The sequence below is a fragment of the Loktanella salsilacus genome, from assembly GCF_024206795.1.
GTDB lineage: Bacteria > Pseudomonadota > Alphaproteobacteria > Rhodobacterales > Rhodobacteraceae > Loktanella > Loktanella salsilacus.
This window is the reverse complement of sequence record NZ_CP072995.1, coordinates 212,807-226,268: the sequence shown is the minus strand read 5'-3', so window position 1 is coordinate 226,268 and position 13,462 is coordinate 212,807. Positions and strand designations below refer to the sequence as shown.

General features: G+C 61.6%; 4 protein-coding genes. 1 reads left to right on the top strand and 3 read right to left on the bottom strand.

Features of this window, described 5'->3' with window-relative positions:
• Positions 1-408: 408 nt before the first annotated feature.
• Positions 409-567 (top strand): hypothetical protein, encoded by a 159-nt coding sequence (locus KBW81_RS17455; protein WP_175499270.1) that lies wholly within the window; start codon positions 409-411, stop codon positions 565-567.
• Here KBW81_RS17455 and KBW81_RS17450 read toward each other — a convergent pair.
• From KBW81_RS17450 to KBW81_RS17440, 3 genes are read right to left on the bottom strand one after another with little or no spacing between them, the layout of a single operon-like run.
• Entirely contained in the window at positions 549-3,383 is a 2,835-nt protein-coding gene (locus KBW81_RS17450; protein WP_254249399.1) for a condensation domain-containing protein, read from the bottom strand. The genes KBW81_RS17455 and KBW81_RS17450 overlap by 19 nt on opposite strands.
• A complete protein-coding gene (locus KBW81_RS17445) occupies positions 3,380-11,251 on the bottom strand; it encodes a non-ribosomal peptide synthetase/type I polyketide synthase (RefSeq protein WP_254249398.1) in 7,872 nt (2,623 codons plus the stop codon). The genes KBW81_RS17450 and KBW81_RS17445 overlap by 4 nt, the downstream gene beginning before the upstream one ends.
• A complete protein-coding gene (locus tag KBW81_RS17440; protein ID WP_254249397.1) occupies positions 11,248-13,239 on the bottom strand; it encodes a non-ribosomal peptide synthetase in 1,992 nt (663 codons plus the stop codon). The genes KBW81_RS17445 and KBW81_RS17440 overlap by 4 nt, the downstream gene beginning before the upstream one ends.
• Positions 13,240-13,462 lie beyond the last annotated feature (223 nt).

Below are 13,462 nucleotides of genomic sequence, written 5' to 3'. Positions count from 1 at the left end.
GCGGTCAGCTTTGCCCCAATCTGCTCTGGCCTGATCGGTCGGAGACACCGCCTGAAGTGGAGCAGACGGCAGCGGGACAGAATGGACGACTTTCGCTGTCGTCATAATCGTTCGTAGGTTTAAATTAGTAGACACTTTGTAAATTCCCCCAAGTAAATTTCTTCATTTCGGGATGCGATCCGGGTAATTCCGGACAGTGCAGCAGTTATCCCGATCAAACGTGCAGAATAGATTTCGTCATAAATGGTGCCATCGACACCTCTTTGTTGGGCGTGATGTGCGGCGTAAAAACCGCGTTCACGCAGGGATTTTCGGCGTAGCCGATGAAACGTTGCCCGGTGACGGGTCCTGCTTTATGTCCAACGACACAGATAAAACCCACGGTACCATCAGATGGAGGCATGCTGCGTGCGTCAGACAAATCGCGACACGGCCTTAGCGCCAGACGCCAAGCCGCAAGTGGCCTTGGCGGGTTGGACAGCGCAGCGCGGGTTTGCCCTGCGATTGGCAGCCGTCGTGTTTTGCGTCGCTGTGTGGTCTGCTGTGATCTATTGGGCATTGGCCTGATCCTTTTCACCGGACGCAGCATCGTCGAACGTCTGCAGCAACGCTTCGATTTTTGTGGCCGCGTCAGCAATACCGCGATTGCGCCCCTGCTCGGCCGACACATCGGGCAGATAAACCGTTTCCATCGGACCGGTGATCAGATCGCCCCAGCCCATCGTCGTGTCAAACCCTGCGCCGCGCGGTGAATCGTTCGTGACAATGTGCAGCACCCGCCCGTTGTACGGCTTTGGTTCATGGACATCGCGCGCATCCGTCAAATAGGCGATAAAGGCTTCCTGTTCGGCCTTCAGGTCAGTGTAGCGCACCCTTTCCATCAGCCCCAGGCGCACGGCCGCATTCAGCAAACCGGTTGCCCGGATCAGGCGAAAGGTGCCAAGGAACGCCGGCACGGACATCGTACCCTGCGCCACGCGGTGCAGGCGCACCTTTAGGAAATGCAGCCGATTGCGCCAACGCGTTGACCAGCTTGCATCGACATCGCGGGCATATTGCGGGGCCCAGACGTCTTTCATGATCACGGCGGCGACCTCTTCTCCCTTGGCCTGCAATTGGCGTGCAACCTCGATCGCAAGGTTGCCGTGCACGCAGATGCCGAACAGGGCGTAGGGACCGTGCGGCTGGGCGGCTTGCAGCGCCTCAAGGAACTGGGTCGCGATCTGTTCAAACGGGCGCGGGTCTAGTGTGTGCCCCTGTGCCTTATCGTAGATGCGCAGCGACATGGCCGGACGCGGCACACTCATGTTATCGGCCAGCGCATAGGTGATGTTGGCGTTGTTGATCGCCACAAGCGGGATCCCCGTGCCATCCTCTTGCAAGGTGACAACGCGCCAGTCCCGCTCTGCCGCGAGGCGAGAGGCTGGCTTTTGACCTCGCGCCAAGTGGCGAGCCAAGGTGCGCAAAGTTGGGTTCTGGAAAACGTCGGCCAAGGTCATACGGTGGCCAAATTCAGCCTCGATGCGCGCCAGAAGGCGGACAATCAGCAACGAATGGCCGCCCAGATCAAAGAAGCTGGTCGTCTGCGGTACGTCCTTGATGCCCAGAACATCGGACCAGATCGGAACCAACCGCGCGGCAATATCAGTGACGCTATCGCCGGAAACCGCCTCTGCCCCTTGCACGCCTGCGGGCGCTGCCCCGACGGCGGCGGCCAGTGGCAACTGCGCCTTGATGACACGCCCGCCCGCATCGCGTGGCAAAGACTGCAGAATGCTGATCCCGTCCACCGACAGGGCTGCGCCAAGGTGCGCGTGCAGCAGCCCCGGCAGCACCTCTAGCGGCATCAGCGCTGCGTCCGGTGCTAGGGTGACAAAGGCATGCCGCGCACGGCGGCCGCCTTGCGCCGCATAGGGCACGACGGCGGCAGCTGCGACGCTGTCATGGGTCTGCAAGGCGGCCTCTATCCGGGACAGCTGCAGCGCGTCATCGGTCCGCGCTTGCGGGCCCTGCGACAGGTGCGGCATATCCGACAACAGGCAGTACGGATGATCGAAGGCCAGCGCAAAGCACGATTGCCACAGATCAATAAGCTCTTGCGCCGTGGCGGCATCGAACATGTCCGAATTGTATTCCAGCGTCATCCGCCAGCCGCTGCTGCGGCCGATCAGCGAAAAGTTTAGATCGTGCAGCGCGCCGGGCGCGTGGGAAGGTGCGCTGGATAGCGTAAAGCCGCCGTATTGCGCCGTTTCCATAAAGACGTTTTGAAGCAGATAGTTAACAGACACCAATGGCGTGCGAGACGCATCGCGGGCGGGATTTAACGTCTCAACCAGTTTGTTGAACGGCACTGTTTGTCCGATCAGCGCATCGGTGACCGCATGGCGGGCGCGGTCCAGATGATCGCCTAGCGCTGTGTCGCCGGCTGTCGCAAAACGCAAGACGACGGTGTTGATAAACACACCGATCAGCGGCTCCAGCTCGACTTCGCTGCGTCCAGCGACCTGCGATCCGAGCAGCACCTCTGGCGCATCGGCGCAGCGGGCCAGCAACGCGCTTAGAACGCCCGCGCCATAAGCAAAGGTCGACATGCCGCGCTTGCGGGCTTCGGACTCCAGCCGTTTGCCCCATGCGGGTGACAGATCCGCTGTCACGACCGCACAGGCGGTGCTGCGCTGAAGGGGCCTTGGAAAATCTGGCTGCACCTCGAAATAGGGTGCGCCGCGCAGTTGGTCACAGACAGGGCCTAGTTCGGCAGCAAAGGCCTCGCTGTCGAAATAGTCGGCCTGCCACAGGGCGTAGTCGCCAAATTGCAGGGCCAGTTCAGGCAGTTTTGCTGTCCGCCCCGCATCCAGCGCTGCGGCAAAGGTGCCGACTTCGCGCCCAAGCACCCCGATGGACCAGCCGTCAAAACAGATGTGATGCACGGTGATCGCTAGCACCGCATGGTCATTGCCAAGGCGGATCAAGACCACGCGCAGCTGACAAGGCTCTGTTAGATCAAAAGGTTGCGCGGCGCTTTCGCTGGCAATCTGATCAATGCGGCTTTGCTGCTCTGCTGCCGGCGTGTTGCGGATGTCGATGTCCGAAAGCTTAAAACGGACTTGCGGGGCCACCTCTTGGACCGGGCGATCCTGATCCGCGACAAACCGCGTCCGTAGGGATTCATGGCGGGCAATGACTGCCTGAAACGCGGCCTCGATTGTGGCGGCGCTAAAGGTGCCGTTGATGTTCCACCGAAAGGCCACGTTCAGGGCCGGATCCCCGGGGTTCATCTGGTCCAGAAACCAGAACCGTTCCTGGGTCGCGCTGCAAGGAAAGCGCAGCGGTGCGGCCTCTGGCGTGGTGCTTGTTAATGGCATGGTATCGATAGGGGCGGTCATACTGTCACCCCCGCGCCGCGCCGTGCGCCATTGCGGAAATCCTTCAAGGACGGTGCCTTAGGTTTTGCCGCGCGGGTTTGCATCAAGGCCGCAGCCCCTGCGATGGTGGGGGCCTGCATCAGATGACGCGCCTCTAGCCCCAGATCGCGGTCTAACATCCGCGCCGCAATGCGAAAAATGCCGAGCGAGTCGATGCCCAGATCAAACAGGCTGTCATCAATGCTAAGCTCATCCAGCCCCAGCACGTCCTGCCAGATCGCGACAAGATCACGCTCTAGTTCTGTTTCGGGTGCCCGGACACGGCGGCCCGCGTCGGTTGGCGCGGCGGCATCCAGCGCAGGCAAGGCGCGGCGGTCCAGCTTGCCGTTCCCGGTTTCGGGTAGCGCGTCGATGGCCTGCAGGCGCTGCGGCACCATATAGGCGGGCAGTTTCGCGGACAGGGCTTTGGCGATGTCAGCCGGCTGCGGGGCGTCCGTATCGGCGACATAGAAACCAGCCAGCAACGGACCTGTCGGCCCTTCGCGCAAATCCACGGCGGCGGCGCGGATGCCGTCTACGCTGCGCATGGCTGCTTCAATCTCGCTCAGCTCTATACGGAAGCCGCGCAGCTTGATCTGACCGTCGCGCCGTCCCAGCAGGCGGATCGTGCCGTCCGGCAACCGCTGTGCCAGATCACCGGTACGGTAAAGCCGTGTCGGCCCCGCGCCGGGGACATCGACGATACGGTAGGCGGCGTCCGTCAGGTCAGGCCGATGCAAATAACCAATGGCAAGGCCGGCCCCGCCGATGTTCAACTCTCCGGTGACGCCGGGCGGCACCAGATTTCCAGCGTCGTCCATGACGTGCAACACTGTGTTCGCGATGGGGTCGCCAATGGTGACATGGCCGTCCGTCACACGACCGCATGACGACCAGATCGTTGTCTCTGTCGGGCCGTACATATTCCAGACTTCGCCGCCAAAGGACACCAGTCGTTCGGCCAGATCCCGCGGCAGCGGCTCGCCTCCGGTTAGAATTTTAAGCGTCGGCGTTGGTTTCAGCCCCGCCTCTAGCAGCATTTGCCACAAGGTCGGCGTGGCTTGCAGCACGGTGATGTCGCCCTGCGCCAAACGGTCGACCAGCGGGAACGCTTCGCGCACGTCCGTGTCCGTCGCGATCACTGTCTTGGCACCGACGATCAGCGGTAGGAACAGCTCTAGCCCTGCAATGTCAAAGCTAACCGTGGTGACGGACAGGATCGCATCGCTTGCCGATAATCCGGGGCGGTCGGCCATCGCGGTCAGGAAATTCAACAGCGCGCCGTGCGACACCTCTACGCCCTTGGGAGTCCCGGTCGAGCCGGAGGTGAAGATCACATAGGCCGCGTCTTCGGCAGAGCCGCCGCGGTGCAGCTCGTCCAGTGTGGCATCAGGATAGCTGGCGCTGGCGCGGATCGCGGCAAGGTCCAATCCGCTGATCGCGTCAGTCACGTCACCGTCGTAGATCAACCCGGCAACACTTGCTGCCGTCAGCGTCGCGCGGTGGCGCGCGACGGGGTGATGCGGATCAAGCGGCACGTAGGCATGTCCGGCCTTCAGCACAGCCAAAAGCGCCACCAGCATATCGGCAGAGCGTTCCACCATCACAGCAACCCTTTGGCCGGGCTGCGGAATCTGGCGGCGGATTTCAGCGGCCAGGCGGTCGCTTTGCCGGGCAAGCGTGGCATAGCTGCGCGGCCCGCCTGCGTCCTCAACAGCGATGGCATCGGGGGTTGCGGCGGTTTGCGCCGCGATCATCTGTTCCAAGCGCGCGTGCTTTGGCGCGACGTGGCCAGTATCGTTACCCATGGCGGCCAGTTCGGCAGCCTGCGCCGCACTTATCAGCGGCACCGCTTGCAAAGGGGTCTGCATATCGCGGGCTGCGGCTGCGATTACGGATTGATAATGCTCGCACCAGCGGGCCACGGTATCCGCGTTCAACACGTCTGTTGCATAGGTCAGATCGATACGCAGGCCTTGGCGGCTTTCGGTGACGTTAAAGATCAGATCAAAGTTGGTATAGGCGCGCGGGTTCGACGAAAGTGTCGCCGCGATCCCGTCAAAGCCGAAATCAGCGGGCTGTTGGTCAAGGTTGAACTGAACTTCTGTCAGGGGCTGACGTGATACATCGCCGCGATCTGCCAACCCATGCACGATGGTGCCATAGGTCGTGTCGCCGTGGTCGAAACAGTCCAACACGCGGGTGGATACGGCCTTCAGGTGGTCGGCCAATGTTGTGTCCGCGTCCGTCGCGACCTGCAGCCGCACCGGCAAAAGGTTTACGCAATGACCCACCAGACGGTCATCAGGCAAAAGCGTTTGCCCGGCAGTTGGCACCGCCAGCGTGATATCGTCCGACCCGCTGAGCCGGGACAGCAGCGCCGCCAGCGATCCGGCCAGCGCGCCGAACAGCGTCACCCCCTCGCGCCCGGCAGCACGCTTGAGCGTTTTGGCAAGATCCGCGTCAATCAGATGCACATGCGTCGCCCCGGCGAAACTGCGCTGACCATCGCGGCGGGTATCTAGCGGCAGCTCTGGCAAGTCGGGGGCCTTTGGAAAGGTCGCTTTCCAAAATGTATCGGTTGCAGCGCTGGGGGTGCGGTCACCATGACTGCAAGCATAGGCCGCAAAGCTGGCAGGCGGCGGCAGATTGGCCTGCACGCCCTGCACAGCGGCGTTATACAGCGCCGCCAGCTCTTCGATCACCAGATAACTGGACCAACCATCACAGACGATGTGGTGCATCGTGAATAATAGAACATGATCGTCCGGTGCCAGCCGCGCAAGCGCCGCGCGAACAAGCGGGCCGTCCGTCAGATCAAACGGCATTGCAGCATCGGCCGCGATCAGGCTGTCCAGACCGTCTTGGTTCACGTCAATAGGGTCTAGCGTCAGGGACAGCGCTGGCATGACCCGCGCCGCCTGACCAGAGGCGTCAAAGGACAGGCGCAGCGCGTCGTGCCGTGCGATCACTTCATTCAGCGCAGTCTGCAGCGCCTTTGCATCCAGATCGCCCTGCAACCGCAGACTGGCGCTTTCGATGAACACGCCAGAGGCGGCCTTGCCCATTTGCGCGGACATCCAGACCTCTGTCTGCGGCGCGGTTAGCGGGATCGTGTCGGTGCCAGTTTCCGTTGTGGGTTTAGTACCCTTTGGGTCATCGTCCGTGCTGTCACCGGTCAAAATGCCCACGGACTGCAGTTGATCCAAAGCGTCGGCAAAAACCGTTGCCACGTGCTTAAAATCAGTTTCGGTATGGGCGGTGGTGAAAAACCAAGGATAGCCGTCGTGCACGTGCACCCCGCCCAGACGCATCATCGGGTGGAGCAGCGCGGCGCGCGGATCAAGGGATGACAGATTGACGATCATCCAGCTGGAAAAGCCGATAATCGCAGGCGGCAGGCCGCGCGCCTGCAATGCGGCATTCATCTGGTCGCGCAGCGCTTCAGTCTGCGGGGCGATGCGGTCATACAGCGCCGCACCCGGCCCTGCGACATGGTCAAGCACGGCAGAGACCGCCGCCAGCACCAAAGGATGCCGCACAAAGGTGCCAGCAAAAAAGGTCGGCGGCACCTCGGGTGCGCTATCGTCGCCAAATGACCAGAAGCCGCCATCAAGGGCGTCAAGGAACCGCTTCGATCCCGCCAGCACACCAACCGGCATGCCGCCGCCAACAACCTTGCCATAGGTCGCCATATCCGGGGTGATGTTCCACAACTGCTGCATCCCGCCCGGGGCCACGCGGAAACCGGTGACAATCTCGTCCATGATCATCGCGGCGCCGCAAGCGGCGGTAATACGGCGGATTTCCTCGCAAAACGCGCGGGGGCGGTGGTCCGGCCTGCGGCTTTGCACGGGTTCGACCAGTACCGCGGCGATATCGTCCGCGTTATCTTGAATCCAGTTCAGCGTGTCCTGCGTGCCATAGGTTAGCACGACCATATTCGCGACCGAAGAGGACGGCACGCCCGACACAGCAGGCAGCGCCGTTGGATCGCCCGACGCGCGGCCTTTGACCAGCACCTCGTCGAATTGGCCGTGGTAGTCACCTTTGAAGGTCACAATTGTCTCTCGCCCGGTCACAGCGCGGGCAAGGCGCATAGCGGCCATCACCGCCTCTGATCCGGTGTTGCAGAACGTGGCCCGGTCGTGGCCCGTAATGGCAAGGAATTTTGCTGCAACTTCGTGGGCTAGCGGCGTTTGCGGGCCGATGGGAAATCCTTTGGCCATCTGGGCGCTGACAGCGTCGGTCACAAAGTCTGGCGAATGACCAAATGCAGTCTGACCAAAGCCGTTGACCAGATCGATAAACTGGTTGCCATCCGTATCGGTCAGGTAAGCGCCTTTTGCCGTCTCGGCGATCACAGGAAACACCAGTTCTTTCCATTCGGGCCGAAAGCCAGCGGCGGTGCGGGGATCGGCAAGTTTACGGCGGTAATCCTGCGTCCGGGATTTTGATGTAGGGAACTTGGCGCTGTAGTCATCGCAAAGCGCGGCAATAAAAGCCGTCTGCGCCGGAGTAAAATCAGCAAGCTGGGCCGCACGGCGGTTCAAATCGTGGCGCGTATCAGGTGCATCTGCAGATGCGGCGACGGGCGGGCGGCCTTTTGGCGCAGCGGCAGGTGCCAGTGGCGCTGTTGTCATCGCGGCCGCTGCGGGGGATGCGCTGGCGAACGTGCGAAGCTGGGTGTCAAAAAGCGATAGCATCGCTTGCGTCTGCGCCTGCATCAACCCGGCCACATCGCCCGATACAGGCACGGCTGGCGGGACAGGTTGCGCCGTTGCAGCAGTGGATACCGGGGCCGGGGTTGGTGCTGTCGCGGCCGCGGGCGGCGGTGCCACTTCGGCCGGAAGAACATCGTCCAGATGTGCCACCAAAACGGCGACACTTGGAAAGGCCCCCATCAACTGGCGAAAGGTCAGCGTGACATCAAAGGTGCGCGCCAGCCGCTGGGTGACTTGCCCCAGCAGCAGCGAGTCGAAGCCAAGCTCTAGAAAGGTGCAATCGGCGTCGGCGGCGGTAAAGCTGTCGCCGGACAAATCCGACAGAATGGACAGGACTTGTTCAGTCAACGTGTCCGTGCGGGAAACGGTGGTCATGATCGGTTCCTCAGGCTTTGTATTCGAAATTTGCGGTGACATGATGGGCGCGGCAGCGGCGGACGCGGCCTGCTGGCGGGCCTGCGGCACAGGTGGGTCGATCCAGTGGCGGGATTTTTCAAACTGGTAACCGGGCAGGCTCGTCCGCCGTCCCGGCACTGTGCGGTTGGCCGCCCAGTCGACAGCTGCCCCAGCGGACCAAAGGGCACCGACAGCGCCCGCCATTTGCGCCGCGTCGCCCGCCGGATCGTCGTGATCGGGCAGCGACTGAATGATGGCAGCGCGGGCATCTTTTGCCACCGCCTGCGCCGCAAATGCGCTTAAGGTGCGACCGGGGCCGACCTCTATCAATGCAGGCGGCTGGCTGCCGGCGCAAAGCGTGCGGATGCCAGCGTCGAAATCGACGGCAGCGCGGCAGTGCTGTGCCCAATACGCGGGATCTGTGGCTTGATCGTCGGTGATCCAGGTCCTCGACACGCAAGAAACGTAAGGGATGCGCGGCGGCGCAAAGCTGTGGCGCGCGGCCTCAGCCTGAAGCGCGGTGGCGACAGGGTCCATCATGGCAGAGTGGAAGGCGTGCGAGGTATGCAGCTCTCGGCAAGGGATATCCTGCGCGCCAAGCTGCGCCGCAAGGTCCGCAATCGCGTCCTGTGGCCCAGCAAGGACTGTCATCTGGGGCGCGTTGCGGGCGGCAACATCGATGGTGTCCGGTAGCAGGCCAATCAGCGCATCAGTGCCCGCGCGCACGGACAACATGGCACCCGGCGGCTGGTCCTGCATCAGTCGGCCCCGCGCGGCGATCAAGGACAGACCAGTGTCGAACGTCATAACACCGGCATGGGTCGCGGCGGCAAATTCACCAACCGAATGGCCGATCATCGCACTTGGCCTAACGCCGCGGTCCAGCCACAACTGGGCGGTGGCGTATTCGATCAGATAAAGCGCGGGCTGCGTGATGGCGGTGTCGCGCAGAACACGGGCGGCGGCCTTGGGGTCGTCGCTGCGATAGATCAGCTCTGCCAGATCAAGGCCAAGCGCGGGGCGCAGGGCCTCGCTGCCAGCGTCGATGATTTTGGCGAAGGCGGGTTCAGTGGCGTATAGCCCCTGCCCCATGCCCGGATATTGCGCGCCCTGCCCGGGAAACATGAATGCGACGGGCGGCGCGTCCTTGGCCGCTTTCACTGCGCGCATTGGCGCGCGCAGGGCTGCTGCGGCCTCGAAGGCCGTGGCGGCAACAACATGGGTGCGCAGATCAAAGGCGCGGCGGCCCTCTTGCAAGGTCAAAGCAACGTCTGCCAAAGGCGGCGCATCCGGTGCATCAAGGGCATCCGCCAGCGCAAGGGCTTGGGCCGCCAGCGCCGTATCCGTGCGTGCGGACAAGGGCAGAATGTGAAGCCCGCCATCGGGGCTTGGCACTGGCACAGGCGCTTCCTCTAGCACCAAATGCGCATTTGTGCCGCCGACCCCCATAGAGGAAATGCCAGCGCGCAGCGGTCCGGCCTCTACCCAAGGGGTCGCGATTTGCGGAATGCGGAACGGGCTAGTCGCAAGATCGATACGAGGGTTCGGCGAGGTATAGTTTGCAAGCGGCGGGATGACCCTGTCATGCAGCATCAGCGTCGTCTTGATCAGCCCCAACACCCCTGCAGCGGCATCGCAATGGCCGATATTCGCTTTGCTGGACCCCAGCGCGATGCGGCCCTGATCAACGCCTGCAAAGGCCTGCTTGAGCCCTTCAAATTCAATCGGATCGCCTAGGGGCGTGCCGGTGCCGTGGCATTCAACATAACCGATGGACCCAGGGTCCACGTCGGCAATGCCCTGCGCCATCGCAATGACCATGGCCTGACCCGTCACGCTGGGCGCGGTAAAGGCGATCTTGTCATTGCCGTCATTGTTCAGCGCACTGCCGCGAATGACCGCATAGATCCGGTCGCCGTCCGCCAGCGCGTCCTCATACCGGCGCAGCACCACAACGCCCGCGCCGTGGCCAAAGACCGTGCCCGTCGCAGACGCATCAAAGGGGCGGCAGTGACCGTCATGGGACACCATCCCGCCCTCTTGATAAAAATAGCCGCGTTCTTGTGGAAATGTAATCGACACGCCGCCCGCGATCGCCATGTCGCAGTGAAACGCATCAAGGCTTTGGCAGGCCTGCGTCACCGCCACGAGCGATGTCGAACAGGCCGTCGAGACGGTTAATGCAGGCCCGGTCAGACCCATGCGGAACGCGACACGGGTCGCCAAGGTGTCACCCATCGCCCCCATGAACTGCTGGTAATCGCCCAGCTGATAGGTGGACACGAAATCCTCGATCGTGGCGCGATCAGTCAGCACGTTGTTCAGAAAATAGGTCGACATCGAAGCGCCGCCGAAGACGCCCACAGGCCCCGGTACACGGTCCGGGTCGTAGCCCGCATCCTCCATCCCCTGCCAACAGGTTTCCAAAAAGACCCGGAATTGCGGGTCAAGCAGGGCGGCTTCGCGCGGAAGCATGTTGAAGAATGGCGCGTCAAACATCGCCGCATCGTCAAGCGACGGGCGCACCGGCACATAGTTTCCACGCGCCCGTTCTGCGTCGGAAAAGTTGTCGGCCAAGGCGTCAGTGTCGTGGCGGCGGATTAGGTCACGGCCATCGCAAATGGCCTTCCAGTAGGCGTCAATCGACTCTACCCCCGGCACACGCGCCGCCATACCGACAATCGCGATCATTCCGGGCTCTGCCTGGGCAGGAATTGAATCTTTCATCATTGGTTCCTTTGCCTGTTACGGGCGCGGGCCATTTCGGCGCGCCGCGCGGCGAGCGGATCAACAGCATAGGCCAGAGTCTCGGCTGGGGACGGTGACGGCCCCTCTAGCAGGCGGACAAGCGCGCGAACCCGGGGGGCCTGAAACATCAGGGCGATATCGAACGACCGACCAATGCGGTCCTGCAAAAGCGCATGCGCCTCGATCAGTTGCAGTGACGTGCCGCCGTGGTCAAAGAAGGTCAGGTCGTCGTCGTTGATCGTTGTGTCCAGAACACCGGCCCACACGCTGCGGATTGTACCGGCCAACGTGATTGGGACAGGATGGCCGAGTGGGGCCGGTGTCTGAACCTCTGATAGACCCTGCGCAAGTTGCTTGCGGTCCACCTTGCCCGACCGTGACAGCGGGAAGGTGGATTGCAGGATCAAACGGGATGGAATGGCGGCTGCAGGCAGGATTTCACGCAGACGGTGCAAGATTTCTTGCACCGCGACGTGCTGGCCTTTGGCCGGAATAGCGAAAGCGACAACTTTTTTGCCGCCCCCCAAGCGCGGGATTGCGACTGCGGCCGCATCATCAACCGCAGGGTCCTTGCGCAGGGCATGTTCTATTGTATCAAGCTCTATCCGTTGGCCGTTGATCTTGATCTGCCGGTCGGCGCGGCCATGGAATTCAAACACACCGTCACTGCGCTCGCGCACCAGATCGCCAGTCAGATAAACCCGTACGCCGTCCGCGTGATCCAAATTCACAAAAGCCGCGTCGGTCAGATCAGGCCGGCCAAGATAACCTAAGGCCACGCCCTGCCCGCCCACTGCCAACTGCCCCATCTCGCCTCGCGGTACGGGGCACAGGTTGTCGTCCAGCACAAAGCGTATGTCGTGGTTCAGGCCGCGCCCGATTGGGATCGGACCGCCGTCCCATTCGTCCGGGATGGTGTGAAAGCAGGTAAAGACAGCGGCCTCTGTTGGGCCATATCCGTTGATGATGCGCACATGCGGCTGGGCGCGGCGCACCGTGGCCACATGCGCAGCCGAAAGCACGTCACCGCAGGGAATAACGGATTGCAGCGGGGCCAGCAGCGCGGCGTCTTGTTCTGCAATAATATGAAACAACCCTGCCGTGATATAGGCCGTCGTGACACCGTTGCGGGCGATGATGCTGCCAATCCGGTCAAGCGATGGAGCCGCCTCTGGGACGACAACCAGCGTGCCGCCATTGAGCAGCGCACTGTAAATCTCGCCCAAGATCACGTCGAACCCGACGGAAGCCAGGTTCAGAACGACTTGTTCATGTCCAAGCGGCACATAATCCTGCCCCCGAACCAAACGGCAAATGCCGCGATGCGGGACCATCACGCCCTTGGGATCCCCGGTCGAGCCGGAGGTATAGATAACATAGGCGCGGTCTTCTGCGTCGATCCGGGAATGCGGATCGTCCTGAAAGACGCGCAGCGCAGGGGCATCTGGTGCCGGTTCCAATGGCAGGGTGATCGCCTGCCGTGTTAGCGCTGCTGCCTTTTCCTGAAATGCGGCTTGGCAGACAATCGCCTTCGGCTGGACGGCAGATACGACCGTCTTGCGATATTGATCTGGCGTTGCCGGATCAAGTGGTACAAACGCGGCACCCAAGGCCATAATAGCCAGCTGCGCCGCGACCGTTTCAATGCTGCGCCCCGCCAGAATACCCACAAGATCGCCCTTACGGACGCCCGCGGACTGAAGCGTTTGCGCGATCGTGCCAGCCAGACGGGATAATCCGTCATAAGTCAGCTGGCGATCGTCTTGGATAATGGCGATCCTTTGACCTCGATTAGAAACCTGAGTAAAAAACAGGTCGCATATCGAGGCCAAAAGATCCGGGCTCTGTGTAATATCATTTACGTTCTTAAATTGCGCTCGAGTTGGCAAAGCTTCCCCCTTCGAACGGTTGAGCCGCTCGTCAAATCCATTAGTAAAAATTCCTTGTCGCCCAAAAAATATGGGCTGCACCTAACGATGCGGCGATCCAGATAAATCCCGAATCTAATGCCATCAATAATCGGCAAGCAGAGTTCAGCCTATTTTCGTTAACCATTCCTTAACATTAGTTAATTTCTTACCAAATAATAAGTTTTAAAATAATTGAGACATTAAAACAAAGGTATACCCATAGGCTGTAGGGAAAAATATGACCTGAAACTTGACATATCGACCAGGTACGGCAGGAACAATG